Source organism: Herbaspirillum sp. B65 (assembly GCF_000333555.1).
In the GTDB taxonomy this organism is placed as follows: Bacteria; Pseudomonadota; Gammaproteobacteria; order Burkholderiales; family Burkholderiaceae_D; genus Herbaspirillum; species Herbaspirillum rubrisubalbicans.
Genome location: NZ_BADI01000215.1, coordinates 1 through 18,235, shown reverse-complemented (window position 1 = coordinate 18,235; position 18,235 = coordinate 1). Strand labels below are relative to the sequence as shown.

19 protein-coding genes and 1 rRNA gene are annotated in these 18,235 nt (G+C 61.8%); 5 read left to right on the top strand and 15 right to left on the bottom strand.

Annotated elements, in window-relative coordinates:
- Positions 1-197 precede the first annotated feature (197 nt).
- A 5S ribosomal RNA gene (gene rrf, locus I5W_RS05585) occupies positions 198-310 on the top strand.
- 536 nt (positions 311-846) lie between these two features.
- Here rrf and I5W_RS05580 read toward each other — a convergent pair.
- The 10 genes from I5W_RS05580 to araD1 form a co-directional block, all read right to left on the bottom strand.
- A complete protein-coding gene (locus I5W_RS05580) occupies positions 847-1,407 on the bottom strand; it encodes an acyloxyacyl hydrolase (protein ID WP_017452458.1) in 561 nt (186 codons plus the stop codon).
- Positions 1,408-1,565: 158 nt separating this feature from the next.
- Positions 1,566-2,498, bottom strand: a complete 933-nt coding sequence (locus tag I5W_RS05575; protein ID WP_441294717.1) for an SMP-30/gluconolactonase/LRE family protein — start codon at positions 2,496-2,498, stop codon at positions 1,566-1,568.
- A gap of 172 nt (positions 2,499-2,670) precedes the next feature.
- Positions 2,671-3,435, bottom strand: a complete 765-nt coding sequence (locus tag I5W_RS05570; protein WP_017452456.1) for an SDR family oxidoreductase — start codon at positions 3,433-3,435, stop codon at positions 2,671-2,673.
- Between the two features lie 14 nt (positions 3,436-3,449).
- A complete protein-coding gene (locus tag I5W_RS05565; RefSeq protein ID WP_026052088.1) occupies positions 3,450-4,625 on the bottom strand; it encodes a fumarylacetoacetate hydrolase family protein in 1,176 nt (391 codons plus the stop codon).
- Between the two features lie 97 nt (positions 4,626-4,722).
- Complete coding sequence (locus I5W_RS05560; RefSeq protein WP_044528501.1) at positions 4,723-6,258, bottom strand: UxaA family hydrolase; 1,536 nt, start codon at positions 6,256-6,258, stop codon at positions 4,723-4,725.
- Between the two features lie 91 nt (positions 6,259-6,349).
- The gene (locus tag I5W_RS05555) at positions 6,350-7,156 is read right to left on the bottom strand and encodes a transporter substrate-binding domain-containing protein (protein WP_044528499.1); all 807 of its coding nucleotides are present in this window, start codon (positions 7,154-7,156) and stop codon (positions 6,350-6,352) included.
- 58 nt (positions 7,157-7,214) lie between these two features.
- Positions 7,215-7,949, bottom strand: a complete 735-nt coding sequence (locus I5W_RS05550; protein ID WP_017452452.1) for an amino acid ABC transporter ATP-binding protein — start codon at positions 7,947-7,949, stop codon at positions 7,215-7,217.
- Positions 7,933-8,583: an amino acid ABC transporter permease gene (locus tag I5W_RS05545; protein ID WP_017452451.1), complete on the bottom strand. Its 651-nt coding sequence runs from the start codon at positions 8,581-8,583 to the stop codon at positions 7,933-7,935. The genes I5W_RS05550 and I5W_RS05545 overlap by 17 nt, the downstream gene beginning before the upstream one ends.
- A 9-nt stretch (positions 8,584-8,592) precedes the next feature.
- On the bottom strand, positions 8,593-9,276 hold the full coding sequence (locus I5W_RS05540) for an amino acid ABC transporter permease (protein ID WP_044528498.1): 684 nt from the start codon (positions 9,274-9,276) through the stop codon (positions 8,593-8,595).
- Positions 9,277-9,409: 133 nt separating this feature from the next.
- Entirely contained in the window at positions 9,410-10,405 is a 996-nt protein-coding gene (araD1, locus tag I5W_RS05535; RefSeq protein ID WP_017452449.1) for an AraD1 family protein, read from the bottom strand.
- A 112-nt stretch (positions 10,406-10,517) separates the two neighbouring features.
- On the opposite strand from araD1, the gene I5W_RS05530 reads away from it, so the two are divergent.
- Positions 10,518-11,492, top strand: a complete 975-nt coding sequence (locus tag I5W_RS05530) for a LysR family transcriptional regulator (protein ID WP_044528497.1) — start codon at positions 10,518-10,520, stop codon at positions 11,490-11,492.
- 298 nt (positions 11,493-11,790) lie between these two features.
- Positions 11,791-12,573: a DUF3047 domain-containing protein gene (locus tag I5W_RS05525; protein WP_044528496.1), complete on the top strand. Its 783-nt coding sequence runs from the start codon at positions 11,791-11,793 to the stop codon at positions 12,571-12,573.
- Between the two features lie 58 nt (positions 12,574-12,631).
- Here I5W_RS05525 and I5W_RS05520 read toward each other — a convergent pair whose 3' ends face one another.
- From I5W_RS05520 to I5W_RS05505, 4 genes are all read right to left on the bottom strand, one after another.
- Positions 12,632-13,351, bottom strand: coding sequence for a DUF4088 family protein (locus I5W_RS05520; protein ID WP_044528495.1), 720 nt, complete (start codon positions 13,349-13,351; stop codon positions 12,632-12,634).
- Positions 13,352-13,504: 153 nt separating this feature from the next.
- Entirely contained in the window at positions 13,505-14,035 is a 531-nt protein-coding gene (locus I5W_RS05515) for a DUF695 domain-containing protein (protein ID WP_044528494.1), read from the bottom strand.
- 7 nt (positions 14,036-14,042) lie between these two features.
- On the bottom strand, positions 14,043-14,393 hold the full coding sequence (locus I5W_RS05510; protein WP_044528493.1) for a DUF1304 domain-containing protein: 351 nt from the start codon (positions 14,391-14,393) through the stop codon (positions 14,043-14,045).
- Between the two features lie 104 nt (positions 14,394-14,497).
- Positions 14,498-15,691: a M20 aminoacylase family protein gene (locus I5W_RS05505; RefSeq protein WP_044528492.1), complete on the bottom strand. Its 1,194-nt coding sequence runs from the start codon at positions 15,689-15,691 to the stop codon at positions 14,498-14,500.
- 161 nt (positions 15,692-15,852) lie between these two features.
- Here I5W_RS05505 and I5W_RS05500 point away from each other — a divergent pair, with 161 nt between their 5' ends.
- Complete coding sequence (locus tag I5W_RS05500; protein WP_044528491.1) at positions 15,853-16,485, top strand: LysE family translocator; 633 nt, start codon at positions 15,853-15,855, stop codon at positions 16,483-16,485.
- A gap of 11 nt (positions 16,486-16,496) precedes the next feature.
- Here I5W_RS05500 and I5W_RS05495 read toward each other — a convergent pair whose 3' ends face one another.
- Positions 16,497-17,324, bottom strand: coding sequence for an AraC family transcriptional regulator (locus I5W_RS05495; protein WP_044528490.1), 828 nt, complete (start codon positions 17,322-17,324; stop codon positions 16,497-16,499).
- 174 nt (positions 17,325-17,498) lie between these two features.
- On the opposite strand from I5W_RS05495, the gene I5W_RS05490 reads away from it, so the two are divergent.
- Positions 17,499-18,235 (top strand): molybdopterin-dependent oxidoreductase (locus I5W_RS05490; protein ID WP_044528489.1); only part of this gene is annotated, 737 nt, incomplete at its 3' end.

Here is an 18,235-nt window from a genome sequence, read left to right as displayed (position 1 = left end):
CAGTGTGGAGCGCANAATGCGTTAAGCTAACTGATACTAATTGCCCGTGCGGCTTGTTCCTATAACATTAGCTCTGTTATAGACAAGTTGAGCATATATTGTGTTTGCCCTAGTGCATCACACCCAGAATCTAAAATACTTCTTCCAGTTTGGGTTGGTTGCTGCTCCATCGAGAGCAACTGACTTTACAAGTTATGCCTGATGACTATAGCAAGTTGGTACCACCCCTTCCCATCCCGAACAGGACCGTGAAACGACTTCGCGCCGATGATAGTGCTGCAACCAGTGTGAAAGTAGGTCATCGTCAGGCTTGTTACTCCGCAGAACCCTCGTTACGAAAGTAACGAGGGTTTTTGCTTTTGTGCGATTGCTTTGTGTTGTGAATCTGACTGTGCTTGGGCACATGTCTGCACGGGTCTGCATACTTCTGCGCAGATATCAGGGCTCTGACCTATGATCTCTGACCTCTGTGCTCTGATATCAGCGGTGTGGTGGCATCGACCTTAGTGTTATGCACAGCTCGCCAAGCCAGCATCGCGGCCAATGAACTGATCTTATGCACAAGACACTTAGTTTTTAGAACATGAATCCCCTGGAAAGCCGCATGACAAGGGCATGTTCGAAAGCCGGCACTTAGATTTATACACAGCCCAAGGCAACGCCCGGCATCGCAGTTGATTTATGCACAGGCGAAAAATCTAAACCCCTCGCTCCAGCCCACACCCTCGTACTATCCACAACAACTCAGTCCTACAAACGCACAGGCAATAAAAAAGCCGGCTAAGCCGGCTTCTTCTTTTTCAAGTCAGGAAGATGGTTCTCCATCCTCCTGCCAACATCCATAACTTAGAACTTATAGGCCACACGTGCCACGGCAAAGTTCACGCCGCCGTTGGGCTGCTTGATACCGCCGTTGGAGAAGTGTTGCAGACGGATGCCCAGGTCCAGGCCATTGCTGAACACATAGCCGGCGCCGACATGGTCACCGAACTGGAAGGCGGTCGACAAGACCTTGTCGTTGTTGCGGTACAGCTTGGAGAACAGATGCACGCCGATGCCGGCTTCGCCATAGAAGCCCTTGCCATCGTCACGCTGGAAACGCAGCACCGGGGTCAGGCCCAGATCGACCAGGTTGGCGCTGTCATTGGTCTTGTTGTAGTGGTTCATGCGCCAGTTGGCCAGCGACAGATCCCAGTAGCCACCGATGTGGGTGCCGTTGGATTGCCAGAAATTCCAGTTCGGACCCCAGTTGAACTGGGCACCGAGACGGGCCAGCTGAGTGCTGTTGCCGGTACCGTATTCCAGCGACATACCGTCGAGGCCGAAGGCGTAGCTGGGGGACTGGATGGCAAAGGCGGCGACGCCAGCAAAAGCGATCTTGGCAACCAGGCTCTTCATTTTAGTCATGGATTATCTTTCAGCGCGTAAAGTGTATTGAAGGATCTTTGCTTGTACGGGACGCGGCGCAAAGCGTCCGCGATAACGCGATATTCTCTCATAATCATCACAAAAGCATACTCGCGTGTCTGATTGTGCCGCTTGCGTACCACAGGCCGCCGCCACGCTCATGGGCGATAGCTGTATTCCAGCCGTCCTGCTACCGCAACCCGTATTGCCAGCACATGGCCGGAAAAGGGATATTGCGCCAGCTCGGCCTGGCTGCGGCCATTGCGTCCGGTGGTGATGAACAGCGTGCGCAGATCGGCACCGCCAAAGGCCACCATGGTCGGGCAACGCGCCGGCAAGCGGATCTCCTGCAGGATCTCGCCGGCCGGCGACAAGCGCAACACCCGCCCACCCTCGAACATCGCACACCAATAGGCGCCTTCGCTATCGACCGCCGCCCCATCCGGGCGACCACCATAGTCGGGCGCACTCTTGTCGCTATCGAACTGGCGCAGCAGGCGGCAGTTGCTGGTCTGGCCGGTAGCCAGGTCGTAGTCATAGACATTGATGCGGTGCGCCGGCGTATTGGCGTGATACATCAGCCGCTGGTCCACACTGAAGGCCAAGCCATTGGAGGTGGTCACCGCATGATGGGCATCGCGCAGCGCATTGCGTTCGAAGCAATACAGCGTGCCGCCCTCGCGGTCCCGCGGCTCGTAGATGGTGCCGCACCAGAAGCGCCCGGAGGCATCGCAGCGGCCATCGTTGAAACGGATGCGGCTGGTATCGTAGGGCGCTGCCAGCAGCGCCGACAAGGCGCCATTGCCGGTATTGAGATGGAGCATCCCCGTGCGCAAGGCCACCACCAGGCCGCCTTGTGCGTGCTTGACGATGCTGCCCGGCTCTTCCGGCATGTCCCAGCGCTGGTGCTGCTGCGTCTCCAGCACCAGCTTGTGGACCGCCTTGCCGGGAATGTCGATCCAGTACAGCGCCCCTTCCTCGGCGTGCCACAGGGGCGACTCGCCCAGCAGCATCGGTTCGGGAGAGATGGCGGTGATGGTGTCCGCAGAAAGGGACGGGAAGGACGGGGAGGACGCGGAGGCCAGGGACATGGGCTTGCCTGTCAGCATGAACGAGGAAGCGCCCATTATGCCTTCATGATGTCGATTGATAAACCTGATCCACACCACCCCCAAGCCAACACGCTCAGCAAAAAGAAAAACGGCATGTACGAGCTGGCGTACATGCCGTTTCCCTGCCGAGAAAGTCAGTGCCCACACCTCATCAGTTAGACCATCCCCCATCGATCATGTGAACCGAACCGGTGGTGAAATTAGACTCGTCCGAGGCCAGGTACAGCGCCAGCGCCGCCACTTCCTCGGCCTTGCCGATGCGGCCCATGGGCTGGCGCGCCACGAAGGCGGCGCGTACTTCATCCTCGCTTTTGCCGGTTTCCTTGGCCTGGGTGGCGATGCGCTGGTTCAGCGAGGGCGATTCGATGGTGCCCGGGCAGATCGCGTTGCAGCGGATGCCCTGCGCCACGAAGTCCGCCGCCACCGACTTGGTCAGCCCCACCACAGCGGCCTTGGAGGCGCCATAGGCGAAGCGATTGGCCACGCCCTTCACGCTCGATGCAGCCGAGGCGATGTTGACGATGGAGCCAGCCTTCTTGGCCAACATGCCCGGCAGCACTGCGCGGATGGTGTGGAACATGGCCTTGGCATTGAGGTTGAAGGAAAAGTCCCAGGCCTTGTCATCGCATTCCAGGATATTGCCGGCCGCCACATAGCCGGCGCAGTTGAACAGGACGTCGATAGTGCCGATCTCGGCCACCAGCGCCTTGATGGCGGCATCGTCGGTCACGTCCAGGATGCGGGTCTCGACCCCGGCCAGACCGGCCAAGGCATCCAGGTGGGGACGGCTGATGTCGGTGGCGATCACGCGCGCGCCTTCGCGGGCGAACAGTTCGGTGGCGGCGCGGCCGATGCCCTGGGCAGCAGCGGTGATGAGGACGGTCTTGCCGGCGAGGCGGCCAGTGGATGCGGACATGCTGATTCCTTTGATTAAATGAGTTTGCGGTTGGCCAGGTTCTTGAACAGCGCCGTCAGCCCGAAGGTCCACGGTGCCGTTTGATCGCTGAAGTTGACGGTGTTCACCAGCGCGCCCAGCTTGGGAGTGGAGATGGTGACGAGGTCGGCCACCTGGTGGGTAAAGCCCTGGCCGGGACCGAAACGGTCCTGGGTCGGTGCGAACATGGTCCCCAGAAACAGCACCAGGCCATCCGGGTACTGGTGATTGGGACCGATCGCGTGTTCCACCAGTTGCAGCGGATCACGACTGATCATGGACATCGAACTGCTGCCCTTGAGCGTGAAGCCTTCCGTACCATCGACCCGCATTGTAAGTTCGGCGCGGCGCACGTCGTCAATTGAAAAGTTTGCGTCGAACAGACGAATGAAAGGCCCCACTGCGCAGGAGGCATTGTTGTCCTTGGCCTTGCCCAGCAGCAGGGCGCTGCGACCCTCGAAGTCGCGCAGGTTGACGTCGTTGCCCAGCGTGGCGCCGACCACCTTGCCACGGCTATTGATGGCCAGGACGATTTCCGGCTCGGGATTGTTCCAGGCGGACTTGGGGTGAATTCCTACCTCATCGCCCAGCCCCACAGAGGACATTGGCTGGGCCTTGGTGAAGATTTCTGCATCGGGCCCGATGCCCACTTCCAGGTATTGCGACCACACGCCCTGTTCCAGCAGCACTTCCTTCAAGCGCGCCGCCTCGGGCGAACCCGGCACCACGCTAGAGAGATTGTCGCCGATCACGGCGCTGATGGCGCGCCGTACCGATTCGGCCTTGCCGGCGTCGCCGCGGGCCTGTTCCTCGATCACGCGTTCCAACATGCTGGCCACGAAGGTCACGCCGCTGGCCTTGACCGCCTGCAGGTCGATGGGCGCCAGCAGCCAGGGGCGCGAGGTATCGCGCTGCGCGGCGTCGGCATTGTCCAGCAGTTCCTGCAGCGTGGCGATGCGCGTCATGTTGCTGGCTGCGCGCACGGCGGCCGCGGGATCGTCGAGCTCCAGCAACTGGCTGGAGGTGGCGGCGATGAGGGTCAAGTCATAGGCGCCATCGGCGTCGATCTTGACCAGTACCGGACCCACGTCCGGTTGCCACACGCGGCCGATCAGCGTGGCCTGGGCGTGGTCTTCAGGCAGGTGCGCCTGGGGTGAAAAAGTATGTGCCATGTTCATCATTCCTTATCAATATCAGTGAAGGCGGCCCCGGACTACACGGGAAGCGGGTACCGCCACAATGTCATGTCCTGCATCATCAGCATCAGCATCAGGTATAGACGCCGATATGCCAGGGCACGAATTCATCCTGGCCATAGCCATGCAATTCGCTCTTGGTCTTCTTGCCCGAGGCGGTATCGAGGATCATCTGGAAGAAGCGCTCGCCGATCTCCTGCGGCGTGACGTCACCATCGGCAATCTCGCCGCAGTTGATGTCCATGTCTTCTTCCTGGCGTTGCCACAGCGCCGTATTGGTGGCCAGTTTCAGCGAGGGCGCCGGGGCGCAGCCATAGGCCGAACCCCGGCCGGTGGTAAAGCAGATCACGTTGGCCCCGCCCGCCACCTGGCCGGTAGCCGAGATGGGATCGTAGCCCGGCGTATCCATGAAGACGAAGCCGTGGGCGGTGACGGTCTCGGCGTATTGATACACATCCACCAGGTTGGTGGTGCCGCCCTTGGCGACCGCGCCCAGCGACTTTTCCAGGATGGTGGTCAGCCCCCCGGCCTTGTTGCCGGCCGAGGGATTGTTGTTCATCTCGGCATCGTTCTTGGCGCAATATCCTTCCCACCAGGCGATGCGCGCCAGTAGCTTCTGGCCCACTTCGGACGAGACGGCGCGACGCGTGAGCAGGTGTTCTGCGCCATAGATTTCCGGCGTCTCGGACAGGATCGCCGTGCCGCCATGGCGCACCAGCAAATCGACCGCTGCACCTAGCGCCGGATTGGCGGTGATGCCCGAATAGCCATCGGAGCCACCGCATTGCAGGCCCAGCGTCAGGTGTTTGGCCGACACCGGTTGGCGCTGGATGTCATTGGCCTTGGGCAGCATCTTCTTGATCTTCTCGATGCCTAGCGCCACCGTCTTGGCGGTGCCGCCGGTGCCCTGGATGGTGAAGGTATGGAAGTATTCGCCTTCCTTCAGGTTGTGGCTTTCCATCAGTCCAGAGATCTGATTGGTCTCGCAGCCCAGGCCCACCACCAGCACTGCGGCGAAGTTGGGATGGGTGGCATAGCCGGCCAGGGTGCGGCGCAGGATCTGCAAGGGCTCGCCCTGCGAATCGGTGGCGCAACCCTGGCCGTGCGTTAGCGCTACCACGCCATCGATGTTGGGATAGGCGGCCAACACTTCCGGGTGGATGTCGCGCCGGAAGTAATCGGCAATGGCGCGTGCGGCCGTGGCCGAGCAGTTCACCGAGGTCAGCACGCCGATGTAGTTGCGCGTGGCCACGCGACCATCGGGACGCACGATGCCCATGAAGGTGGCCGGCTCGGCCACGAAATCGACCGGCTTCACGTCCGCGCCGAAATGGTGTTCGCGCGAGAACTCGGCCATGGCCAGGTTGTGCGTATGCACGTGCTGGCCGGGCGCAATGTCCTGGCTGGCCGTGCCGATGATCTGGCCGTAGCGCTTGACCGCTTCACCCACGGCAATGGCGCGGGTGGCCATCTTGTGGCCGGCAGGGATCAGGCCCATGACCTTGAGGCCGCCTTCTTCCTGCAGCACGGTGCCGGAGATGAGCTGCTGGCGGGCAATGACGACATCATCGACGGGATTGAGTCGGATGACGGGAGAGGTAGCTTTCATGTTGATCTCGGTGAGAACGTGGATGCTGCGGGCTGGCCGCAAACGCGGCGGGCGCATGTCGCATCCGATAAGCGATGCGACATGCAGGAAATTACTTGGCGGCGAACTGTGCCAGGTCAGGCATGGGGCTGCCCACCCATTGCTGATAGATGGCGGGCAGCTTGCCATTCTTCAGGTTGGCGGTGATCCATTCGTTGAGCCACTTTTCCAGCGCCGGCTCGCCCTTGCGCAAGCCGATGGCGTAGGGAATGTCCTTGATGGCGAACTTGGTTTCCAGGTTCTTGGACGGATTCTGCTTGGCAATGGCCGAGGCCAGCGAATTGGGCGTACACAGGGCATCGACCTGGCCCGACAGGATGGCCGCCGTCACCGTGGCATCATCATCGAAGCGCACGATGTTGGTCCCCTTGGGGGCGATGGGCGTGAGCAGCGAATCCTGCATATTGCCGCGCACCACCGCCACACGCTTGCCGACCAGGTCATTGATGCTCTTGATGTTTTCAGTCTTGGGCGCGGCCACCACGAATTGCGAAGCGCCATAGGGCTGGGTAAAGGCCACCACCTTCTGGCGTTCCGGCGTGATGGAGAAGGAAGAAATCACCATGTCGGCCTTGCCGGTCATCAGGAAGGGAATGCGGTTGGGTCCGGTCACCTGCACGATCTCCAGTTCCACGCCCAGGTCCTTGGCCAGCAGGCGCGCGGTCTCCACATCCGAGCCCTGCGGCTCCAGCTTGGCATTGGTCATGCCGAAGGGCGGCGCGCCCAGGTCGATGGCGACCAAGACCTTCTTGCGCGCCTTGATGTCGGCCAGGGCATCGGCTTGTGCGGCCTGTGCCAAACAAGCCAGGCCGAGTGCGACGGCGGCGGCTTTCTTGATGAAGCTGAGCAGATGGTTCATTGGGGTCTCCTGTGTAGTTGTAGGGTGCTGCTGAAAATAAAATCCATACAAGCGCAATTCAGAGGTCGCTGGCGACGAACTTCTGCAATTCGGCTGTCCTGGGGTTGCTGAAGAGTTCGTCCGGCGGTCCCATTTCCCACACCTGGCCCTGGTGCATGAACACCAGCACATCGGCCAGCTTGCGGGCAAAGGCCATCTCGTGGGTGACCAGCACCATGGTCATGCCGCCGCGCGCCAGGTCTTCCATGACTTTCAATACTTCGGCGGTCAACTCCGGGTCCAGTGCCGAGGTCACTTCATCGAACAGCATCAGCTCCGGCGCCATCGCCAGCGAGCGGGCAATCGCCACGCGTTGCGCCTGGCCGCCCGAGAGCTGCTCGGGATAGGCTTCCTTCTTGTTGTCCAGCCCGACCAGTTGCAGCACCTTGTGGGCGATCTGCTTGGCTTCGTCGCTGGACATCTTCTTGATGGTGGTCAGCGCCAGCGTGATGTTGCGCTCCACCGTCAGGTGCGGGAACAGGTTGTAGCTCTGAAAGACGATGCCGACCTGCTTGCGCAATTCGCGCAGATTGAGCTTGTCTGGATGATGAATATCATGTCCGCATACATGGATGTCGCCGCCGTCGACTTTCTCCAGACCGTTCAGGCAGCGCAGCAGCGTGCTCTTGCCCGAGCCGCTCTTGCCGATGATGGCCACCATCTGGCCCTGTTGCACCTCCAGCGACACGCCATTCAAGACCTTGTTGCTGCCGAAGCTCTTGTGCAGATCCTTGATCTTAACGATGGCTGACATTCAATTTCCTTTCAAAGTGCTTGGACAGCGCCGACAGCGGGAAGCACAGGCAAAAATAGATGAGGGCGACGCAGCCGAACACGGTGAACGGCTGGAAGGTCGAGTTGTTGATGATCTGGCCGGCGCGCGAGAGATCGACGAAACCGATCACCGAGGCCAGCGAAGTGTTCTTGACGATCTGCACCATGAAGCCGACCGTGGGCGGCGTGGCGATCTTGACGGCTTGCGGCAGGATTACCTTGCTCAGTTGTTCGAAGCGATTGAAACCCAGGCATTCCGCGGCTTCCCATTGCGTCCTGGGCACTGCCTGGATGCAGCCGCGCCAGATCTCGCCAAGGAAGGCTGCGCAGTAGATCGCAAAGGAAATGCCGGCGGCCACCAGCGGCGTCAATTTCAGCCCGGCGATGGCCAGTCCGAAGTAGGCCACGAACAGGATCACCAGCAGCGGGATGCCTTGCACCACCTGGATGTAGAGGCTGGCAATGGTGCGCAGGCTGGCATGGGGCGAGACCCGCCACAGCGCAATGACGAAGCCGGCCAGACCACCGAAGACGAACGCCACCAGCGACAGCACCACGGTCCAGACGGCCGCTTGCAGCAGGTACTCCACGTGCAGGAAACTGAATGCATTCATGGCTGCTCCTTACAGGTGGGTGCCCAGCTTGCGCTTGCGCACGAAGGCCATCTGGCTGATGAGCCAGAACGCGCCACGAAACAGGAAGGACAGCACCAGGTACGCCACCGCGATGACGGCATACACCTCGAAGCTGCGGAAGGTTTCCGACTGCACCAGGTTGGCCGTGGCGGTCAGCTCTTCTGCGGAAATCTGCGAGGTGATGCTGGAGGCCAGCATGAGCAGGATGAACTGGCTGGTCAGCGAGGGATAGACGCGCTCCACCGCCGGCAGCAACACCACATGCCAGTAGACATGCAGGCGCGACATGCCCAGGCATTCGGCCGCCTCGATCTGACCCGGATGGATGGAGTTGATGCCGGCGCGCATGATCTCGGTGGTGTAGGCGCCGACGTTGAGGGTGAGGGCGATGACCGCTGCGGTCTCTGCAGAAAGCTTCCATCCTATGCTGGCCAGGCCGAAGAACACCAGGAACACCTGCACCAGCAAGGGCGTGTTGCGGATGATCTCGACATAAGCCTTCACCAGGCCGCGCAGCACCGCCAGATGGCTTTTTCCGGCAATCGCGCAGAGCGTGCCCAGCACGAAGCCCAGCACGATGGATAAGGCCGAGAGTTGAATGGTCAGCCAGGCGCCCAGCAGCAGGCGATCCCACTGCGCGAACACGCTCATGAAATCAAAGGTGTAGTTCATCGGCGCTCCGGCAATCCAGAGAGAAGGCAATAGATCAGCATGAGGGTGGTCTCCTTTATCGTTATCCTGGGGGCGGTCTTTTGTGTTGCCACCACTTCGAGGGTCATGCGCCGCGTGGAGCGACTATCGATGGCTATAACTGTTTGACACCTCCCGGCCTGAAGTGCGACTGCACGTGCGCGATGCCATTGACCAGCGGCGCGCCGAACTCGGCAATGCTGATCTCGATGCTGTCGCCATCCTGGGTGCGCACGCTGTAGGCAAAGGACAGATTGGCCGCGCCCATGTAATGCACGTGGACATCGCCCGGGTGCAGCAGGTGCGCATACTTGAAGTAGTGGTATTCCAGGTTCTCGATGGCGTGGCACATGTTGTCGGGGCCGGTCAGGAATTCCTGTTCCCAGATCACCCGGCCATTGCGGCGGATGCGCGTCATGCCCACCAGATGCGCCGGGGGCAGGCCCACCAGCAGCTCCGGTCCGAACGAGCAGTGACGCAGCTTGGAGTGGCCCTGGTAGAGGTAATTGCGGCGCTCCATGACGTGGTCGGAGAATTCATTGCCGATGGCAAAACCCAGGCGACGCGGACAGCCGTCTTCGTCGATCAGGTACAGGCCGACGATCTCCGGCTCCTCGCCGCCATCCAACGCGAAGTCGGGACGCGGCAGGGGTTGGCCGGGGGCGACGATGCTGCTGCCATCGCCCTTGTAGAACCATTCTGGCTGCACTCCCACTGTACCGGGCGCCGGACGGCCACCGGCAATGCCCCATTCGATCATCAACTGGGTATCGGTCTTGTCGAGCTCATCGCCTTCGACCCGGCGATGCATCTTGTCGCGTGTGGTGGCGCTGCCTAGGTGCGTGGTGCCGGCGCCGGAGACCTTGCAGTGGGCCGGGTCGGGATGATCCAGCGGCGCCAGGATGCGCGCCTCGGTCAGGATGGCGGCATAGTCTTCGCACTGGTCGGTATTGAGCAGTTGCGCCAGGCGTTCCAGGCCGGTGCCGCGCTGCAGCGCCAACTGCGCCAGCTCGCGCATGGTAGCGACTTCCCCCAGCGCCTGGATGTTGCTGCCATGGACGATGCCCACGCGGCGCTCGCCTTGGCGGTCACGATATTGAATCAGCCTCACCGGGTCTCCTGATCTCCATGTCCTGAGTTTTTTTCACGCATCGCCTTGCGCCAAGGGCAGATGCGCTAGCATGGTGGTTTTTCCGGGACGACTATAAGAGGCTGGTACAGGGATGTCTAATGAGCTTAATTCATCGGGTGATAACCGACTGCAGGAAGAGGGTGGTGCGCTGCCCTCGGTCGGCTCCATCGTCAGCCGCCTGCGCTTTCGCCAGGTCGCCCTGCTGACGGCGCTCGACGAACAGGGGTCGCTGCACAAGGCAGCCGAGGTCATGCACATGACCCAGCCGGCCGCCACCAAGGCCTTGCATGAAATGGAAGATGCGCTGGGCGTGACCCTGTTCGACCGCTCCCCGCGCGGCATCGAAGCCACCGAGCTGGGGCGCTGCGTGATCCGCTATGCGCGCCTGATCCAGAGCGACGTGGCCAACCTGCGCGAAGAATTGCAGAACATGATCAGCGGCCGTGGCGGGCGCCTGTCCATCGGCACCATCATGGGCGCCGCGCCCTTCGTCACGCGCGCGCTGTCGCGCCTGCGCGAGATCCAGCCGGATGTCTCCATCGAGATCAGCGAAGACACCAGCGCGCGCCAATTGCTGCTGCTGGACCAGGGCCGCATCGACCTGATGATCGGGCGCTCCTCGGTCAGTTCCCAACCCAACCTCTACCATTACGAAATGCTGCGCGGCGAGCCCATGTGCATCGTCAGCGGCATCGACCATCCGCTGGCCACGGCCCAGAAGGTGCGATTGCAGGAGCTGGCCGGCGCTTCCTGGATTCTCTATTCCAGCAACATGCCCATGCGCATCTGGATCGAGCACGAGTTCAAGCTGGAGGGAGTGAAGGTGCCGGGCAACGTCATCGAGACCGCCTCGCCCTTCGTCACCATCACCCTGCTGGCGCAGTCCAACATGGTGGCGGTGATGCCGCTGGACATCGCCCACTTCTTTGCCGCGCGCCAGATGCTGGGCATCCTGCCGGTCAACCTGAAGACCCGCATCGAGCACTACGGCATCGTCACCCGCAAGAACAGCACCTTGTCGTCCTTGGCAAAGATGTTCATACAAATTCTGCGGCAGCAAAACTGAGGCCCGCTGTGGCGGGCATGAGCGCGGTGCCGGCGTTGTATTCCTGAATTTTTTTTCACTCTAGGGTTTTCCCGGATAGGGTGCTGGCAGGTTTTCCTGTTAGCCTTCGAGTGCGGTCGGGGTGGCCGCACTCGATGTCTGTACACGATTCCCGCAGTTGATTCCATTTCTCCGGTTGGCCCTCATGAATGTGCCTCACACGCGCGTTGGCGCGCGCTTTGCTGCTGTGCTTGCCTGTTTGATCCGTTTGACTTCTTTGGCCTGTTTGACCTGCCGCCCGTCGTCCTTTGCGCGCAGCATGTTGGCCTCGGTCGGCCTGGGGGCCGCCATGCTGCTGGCCGGTTGCGCCGCCCAGAAGGCTGCACCGGTCGATGCCGCCACCAAGCAGGCCCGGCTGGACCAGGCGTTGGCGCTGTTCTCGGCCAATCCCCCGCAGGGGCTGCCGCAGGGCTGGGAGCCGCTGGTCTTTACCCGCAAGAAGATCCCCACCGAATACAAGCTGGTCGATGACCATGGCCGCAGCGTCCTGCACGCCTATGCCGACCGTGCCTCCTCGGGTTTGCGGCACGTGGTGGACATCGACATCAACAAGAAGCCCTGGCTGTCCTGGAGCTGGAAGGCGGCGGGTCTGATTCCCACCGCCGATCTCACGCATCGGGAAACCGATGACTCCCCGGTGCGCATCGTGCTGGCCTTCGATGGTGACCATAACAAGCTCTCGCTGATGGACAGCATCCTGTTCGACACCGCCAAGCTGTTGACCGGGCATGAATTGCCCTATGCCACGCTGATGTATGTCTGGGATGGCCAAGCGCCGGTGGGCAGCGTCATCGCCAATGGCCGCACCGGCCGCATCCAGATGCTGGTGGCTGAAAGCGGGCCCACGCACGTGGGGCAATGGCGCTCGTACCAGCGCAATGTCGCCGAGGATTACGAACGCATCTTCGGCGAAAAGCCGGGCCGCCTGATCGGGGTAGGGGTGTTGACCGATACCGACAATACCGGTCAGAAGATGCAAGCCTGGTATGGCGACATCCGCCTCATGCGCGAGGCCGAAGCCCTGGCGCAGCCGCAGCCTTGATCCTGGGTCTTAGACATCAGAGTTCAGAGTTCAGAGCTCTGATATCAGAAGATTAAGTTCAGACCCCGCGCCACCACGCGGCGACATGGCCCCAGAAGCCCTTGGGGCCGTCTTCGAAGAGCCAGGGTTTTTCGCGCTTGAGCTTGTCCATCATGTCTTTTTCGGCCTTTTCGGAAACATTGCCGAAGGCCCGTCCCAGCTTCAAGAGGGTACGCATGGCCCCCAGCTTTTCACGCGCCACCATGCCGGAGGCATGTTCGATGGCGATATGGGTCTCGCGCAGCTCCTGCACCATGGCCGCGGCCAGCATCGCCGCCGGCGTCTTCAAGCGTTCCTGCACGACCGAGATATTGGTGGCCGAGGCCTTGATCTGCGTGGCCAGCATGTCGATCTGGGTTTCATCGCCCTTGGCCTGCTTGATGATGGCCGTGGCCCAGGCCTTGGAGGCCGCGATCAGATCATCGGTGCTCCAGTCGTGGCGCACCGCGATCCAGAATCCATAATTGGCGGCCTGCTCGATGAGGATCTGCACCACGTCCGGGAATTCCTTGTCCATCGCCCGTCTGGCCCAGGCATACTGGCCCGATAGCATCAGGTGCTGGACCGCTTCTTCGGTCAGGAAATTGGTATTTTCCGAAAGCTTGGCCAGCAGATAGCTATCGAAGGAAGGCTTCACGAAGCCCGAGTCGATCTTGGTCGAGAGCCGCACGAAGTTCTGGTAATCGCGTTCCAGCGAGTCGTAGACCTCATCCTTGAGGAGGAGTTTGATCTGTTTCATGCGGCTTCCTTCCGGACCTGGTCCGATGATGTCGTGGCGGCAGCCAGCAGTTGGGCTGGCTGGGTCGATGGCGATAAATGCTTGTCAATATTGATGCCGACAGGAAACTTGTTATCGGCGCTCTGCGGCGAAACTTTATTTTTCGCTGTCATTTCAGTAACTGCGCAGCCCGTAGCGTTGTCGGGTTTCCCCATCCGGCAGCAGTTGATCGCGATACAGCGCCCAGGTCGGGTCGCTCAGGGTCACGGTGCTGGTCTTGCAAGCCTGGCAAAAGCGCGCGTGGATATCGGCCACCACCGGTTCCAGTCCGGTGGGATCGGTCACGTAGAACCAGGATTGTTGCTGGCCCAGGCTGAAGGCGGTGCCGACATAGAGGCTGCGGGTCTTCTTGCCGATGGCCGCGGCCACCTGTTCCGACAAGGCTTCCAGCCTATCCTGCTCGGGCAGGGGCGGCAAGCCTTCCGGCGTGTCGGGTGCATACGCGACACGGGTCACCACCACGTAAGGAAAACCGGCCAGCGGGAAGGTCCGGCGCAAGGCCATGTCCAGCTTGACGGCATAGGCATGGTTGTTGCGCTGGGTCTGGTAGCTCCACCATTCGGCCTCCTGGTCCTGCGCACTGGCTCCTCGCGCCATCAGCGCCATCAGCGCCATCAGGAGTAACAGGATCAGCAGGCGAGGCATGGTGCGCTCAACTGGCCAGCAAGGCCAGCAGCGCCAGCAAGGCGGGCAGGCCCTGAACGTAGAGGATGGTGCGCTTGGCGGTGAGTCCGCCATAGATGCCGGCCACCAGCACGCAACTCACGAAGAAGATCTGCACCGAACGATCGCCGGTCATCAGGCTCCAGAACAGACCGGCGGCCAGGAAGCCGTTGTAGAGGCCCTGGTTGGCGGCCAGCACACGGCTGGCTTCAGCGGCTTGACGCGATTGGCCGAAGGCCTTCAGTCCCAGCGGTTTGGTCCACAGGAACATTTCCAGGATCAGGATCCAGACGTGTTCCAGGGCGACCAGCAGGACCAGCAGGGTGGCGAGGGTGTGCATGTATCTCCCTTTTATCGTAATGCATGGTGGCGCCTCTTGGCGGGCGGTTGGTGTGCGGATCATGCCTGAAATGCTGCCGCTCGCCAATGCTGTGGCAGCTCGCCTTACTTCGCCTGCAGGAATTTCTCCGCCAGCCGTACCCAGTAGGTAGCGCCGATGGGCAGCAAGTCATCGTTGAAGTCATAGCTGGGGTTGTGCAGGTTGCACGGTCCCAGCCCATGACCCTGATCGCGATGGCCACCGTCGCCATTGCCCAGGAACACGTAGCAGCCTGGCTTGTGCTGCAACATGAAAGCAAAATCCTCGGCGCCCATGGTCGGCTCGGTGTGGGCATCGACGTGGTCGGCGCCGAACTGTTCGGTCAGTACTTCCACGGCGAAGGCGGTTTCCTTGGCGTGATTGATCAGCGGCGGATAGTTGCGGTTGAAACGGAAGTCCACCGTGGCATCGAAGGCCGCAGCGGTGTGCTCGGCGATTTCCTTCATGCGGCGCTCGATGAGGTCCAGCACCGGCAGGCTGAAGGTGCGCACGGTGCCCACCATCGTGGCTTCGTCGGGGATGACGTTGGTGGCGCTGCCGGTGTGGATCTGGGTGATGGAGACCACGGCCGGATCGTTGGGATTGATGTTGCGCGCCACGATGCTCTGCCAGGCCTGGGCGATGTGTACTGCCGTCATCACCGGATCGGCCGCCTTGTGCGGTTGCGCCGCGTGCGAGCCACGGCCCTTGACGGTGACGTGGAACTCGTTGCTGGAGGCCATCTGCGCTCCCGGCGTGACGCCAAAATGGCCGGCCGGGATGCCGGGCCAGTTGTGCATCCCGAACACCGCATCCATCGGATACTTTTCGAACAGGCCATCCTGGATCATGCGCTCGGCCCCGCGTCCGCCTTCTTCAGCCGGCTGGAAGATCACATAGACGGTGCCATCGAAGTTGCGATGCCGGGCCAAGTAATAGGCCGCGCCCAGCAACATGGCGGTATGCCCATCGTGGCCGCAGGCGTGCATCTTGCCTGCGTGGCGCGAGGCGTGGGCGAAGGTATTGATCTCGGGCATGGGCAGTGCATCCATGTCGGCGCGCAGGCCGATGGCGCGCGGGCTGTCGCCCTGCTTGATGATGCCTACCACACCGGTCACGCCCAGGCCGCGCACCACCGGGATGCCCCATTCGCTCAGTTTTTGCGCCACCACCTCGGCGGTGCGCACTTCTTCGTAGGCCAGTTCGGGGTGGGCGTGGATGTCGCGGCGGATCTGTTGCAGTTCGGACTGGAACTGGACGATGGGGTCGATGAGTTTCATGGGGAATTGAGTAGCTAGGACGATCGATGGAAGTGCCGCTATCTTACCGCGCTTGGCGGCGGGTTAAGGGGGAGGTGCAATTTTGTTCAAGACAGCGCGTGCGACCCTGCGCAGGATGGGCCTCTTTTCTTGTCTTGCCGATGAGGCGTGGAGGCCTAGTGATGTTTTCTTCCGAATTCCTGTTGCTGGCAGGGGCGCACCTGTTGGCGCTGGCCAGTCCCGGTCCCGATTTCCTGTTGCTGGTGCGCAGCAGCCTGCGGCATGGGCGCGGCTATGCTCTGGCGGCCAGCCTGGGAATCGCCCTGGCCAACGGCATCTATATCGCCCTAGCCATCGGTGGCTTCAGTGTGCTGCAGGAAAATCCTTCCTTGCTGTTGGCCATGCAGTGGCTGGCTGCCCTCTACCTGGCCTGGCTGGGGTGGCTGTTCCTGCGCGCCAGTGGCCAAGCGGCCGACCTGTGCGCTCATCTCAGCGGCGGCCAGCGCGTGCGGGTCTCGCCCCTGGGTGGCCTGGGTGCGGGTTTCCTGTCCGCGGCGCTCAATCCCAAGAATGGCTTGTTCTATTTCGGCCTGTTTACCGTGATCGTGGCGGCGCATACGGGCCTGCAACGCAAGCTTGTCTATGGCCTCTGGATGTTTACGGCGGTGCTGGCCTGGGATGCGGGCCTGGTCTGCCTCATTGCGCAGCGGCGGGTGGTGCAGGCACTCACGCGCCTGTTGCCGCTCATCGAGCGCGGCGCCGGCGTATTGCTGATGGTGGCGGCGCTGGCGCTGGTGGTGGGGCGCGCGGCCTAGGGCCTGTTGCGTTAAACCGGGGTGGCCTGCGTGTATTGCAAGGGCGTGACCGCCACGCGCGACTTGAAGGCGCGATGGAAATGGCTCTGGTCGGCAAAGCCGGTGTCATAGGCGGCAGCCACCGCGCTGACACCCTGTTGCAGCAGGGTGCGCGCCTGGCGGATCTTCATGTCCAGTTGCAGCGCGTGCGGCGTGAGGCCGAAGCGGCGGCGGAACTGGCGGATCAACTGGTAACGGCTGGTGCCGGCCAGCTCGGCCAGGGTATCGAGTGCGATGCGCTCGCGGCAATGCGCCAGCAGGAAATCATGGGCGCGCTGCAAGCCGTCGCCATCCTCCGGCAGGAGGGACGTGAGGGCCGATTCGCGCACGCAGGCCTGGGCGCACAACAGCATGAGTTCATGCAGGCAGGTGATGACCTCGGCCTGCAGATCGGCATTGCGCACTTCCAGCGCCTGCGTCATGCGATCCAGCAAGTGCACCGCCTGTGGCGCGCGCAGCACCTGCGATTGCAAGCTCGCCAGCAGGCCGCGCGTGGCCGGGGTTTCCTCCAGCAGCGCGGCCAGCCAATCGGTATCGAGGTGGAACATGCGATAGCTCCAGCTGGCCAGTTCGCTCGGATTGCAGCAGTGCACGTCGCCGGCCCGCACCAGCACCACGTCACCGGGCACGATGGCTTGTCGTTGCTCGCCCAGCGCGAATACGCTGTGGCCGCCATCGACGATGCCGATCGAAAAACTGTCGTGCGTATGCGGTGCATAGCAGGACAAGCTGCCGGTGGCGCGCCGGCCTTCCAGGAAGGGCAATTCGGGGTCGCGCCAGAAGTGCTGGAGTGCAGGCATGGAAGGCAAGGGGAAGAGTCGTGATGCGCCATTTTAAGATAAAGTAGCCGCTTGGCCGCAAGGGGGGCATCTGTTGCGCTCCGGCTTGCTGTGGGCGTGAATCTGTTTCATTGCGCCTGATCCATTTTTATCTTTTCATTCCCGCTTTCGGTTTTTCCTCTTTGCCTGCTCGCCATGACCACCACCATCGTCCGTGCCGCCTGTCCCCATGATTGCCCCGATACCTGCGCCTTGCTGGTGACCGTCAAGGACGGCGTGGCTACCGAAGTGCGCGGAGACCCGGACCATCCGCCCACTTCCGGCGTGCTCTGTACCAAGGTCTCGCGCTATGCCGAGCGCACCTACCACAAGGACCGCCTGCTGCATCCCATGCGTCGGGTAGGCAAGAAGGGCGAGGGCAAGTTCGAGCGCATCAGCTGGGAGGACGCCATCTCCACCATCGCCCAACGCCTGGGCGAGATCGCCCGGCGCGATCCGCAGGCCATCCTGCCCTACAGCTATGCCGGCACCATGGGCCAGGTGCAGGGCGAGTCGATGGCGGGACGTTTCTTCAATCGCCTGGGGGCGTCGCAACTGGAGCGCACCATCTGTTCCTCGGCTGGTGGTGCGGGTTATCGCTACACCATCGGTACCCGTGTCGGCACCGACCTGGAGCAGGTGGATCACGCCAAGTTGATCTTGATCTGGGGCGGCAACCCGATCGCCTCCAACCTGCATTTCTGGACCCGCGTGCAAGCCGCCAAGCGCAATGGCGCGCGCCTGATCGCCATCGATCCCTACCGCTCGCTGACGGCCGAGAAATGCCACCAGCACATTGCGCTCTTGCCCGGCACCGATGCCGCGCTGGCGTTGGGGCTGATGCATGTGCTGATCGTCAAAAACCTGCTGGATCACGATTACATCGACCGCTA

Excerpts from the sequence above, each read along its gene's own strand:
- I5W_RS05580 (WP_017452458.1), bottom strand. The coding sequence starts at position 1,407 with ATGACTAAAATGAAGAGCCTGGTTGCCAAGATCGCTTTTGCTGGCGTC.
- I5W_RS05575 (WP_441294717.1), bottom strand. The coding sequence starts at position 2,498 with ATGTCCCTGGCCTCCGCGTCCTCCCCGTCCTTCCCGTCCCTTTCTGCG.
- I5W_RS05570 (WP_017452456.1), bottom strand. The coding sequence starts at position 3,435 with ATGTCCGCATCCACTGGCCGCCTCGCCGGCAAGACCGTCCTCATCACC.
- I5W_RS05565 (WP_026052088.1), bottom strand. The coding sequence starts at position 4,625 with ATGGCACATACTTTTTCACCCCAGGCGCACCTGCCTGAAGACCACGCC.
- I5W_RS05560 (WP_044528501.1), bottom strand. The coding sequence starts at position 6,258 with ATGAAAGCTACCTCTCCCGTCATCCGACTCAATCCCGTCGATGATGTC.
- I5W_RS05555 (WP_044528499.1), bottom strand. The coding sequence starts at position 7,156 with ATGAACCATCTGCTCAGCTTCATCAAGAAAGCCGCCGCCGTCGCACTC.
- I5W_RS05550 (WP_017452452.1), bottom strand. The coding sequence starts at position 7,949 with ATGTCAGCCATCGTTAAGATCAAGGATCTGCACAAGAGCTTCGGCAGC.
- I5W_RS05545 (WP_017452451.1), bottom strand. The coding sequence starts at position 8,583 with ATGAATGCATTCAGTTTCCTGCACGTGGAGTACCTGCTGCAAGCGGCC.
- I5W_RS05540 (WP_044528498.1), bottom strand. The coding sequence starts at position 9,276 with ATGAACTACACCTTTGATTTCATGAGCGTGTTCGCGCAGTGGGATCGC.
- I5W_RS05530 (WP_044528497.1), top strand. The coding sequence starts at position 10,518 with ATGTCTAATGAGCTTAATTCATCGGGTGATAACCGACTGCAGGAAGAG.
- I5W_RS05525 (WP_044528496.1), top strand. The coding sequence starts at position 11,791 with ATGTTGGCCTCGGTCGGCCTGGGGGCCGCCATGCTGCTGGCCGGTTGC.
- I5W_RS05520 (WP_044528495.1), bottom strand. The coding sequence starts at position 13,351 with ATGAAACAGATCAAACTCCTCCTCAAGGATGAGGTCTACGACTCGCTG.
- I5W_RS05515 (WP_044528494.1), bottom strand. The coding sequence starts at position 14,035 with ATGCCTCGCCTGCTGATCCTGTTACTCCTGATGGCGCTGATGGCGCTG.
- I5W_RS05510 (WP_044528493.1), bottom strand. The coding sequence starts at position 14,393 with ATGCACACCCTCGCCACCCTGCTGGTCCTGCTGGTCGCCCTGGAACAC.
- I5W_RS05505 (WP_044528492.1), bottom strand. The coding sequence starts at position 15,691 with ATGAAACTCATCGACCCCATCGTCCAGTTCCAGTCCGAACTGCAACAG.
- I5W_RS05500 (WP_044528491.1), top strand. The coding sequence starts at position 15,853 with ATGTTTTCTTCCGAATTCCTGTTGCTGGCAGGGGCGCACCTGTTGGCG.
- I5W_RS05495 (WP_044528490.1), bottom strand. The coding sequence starts at position 17,324 with ATGCCTGCACTCCAGCACTTCTGGCGCGACCCCGAATTGCCCTTCCTG.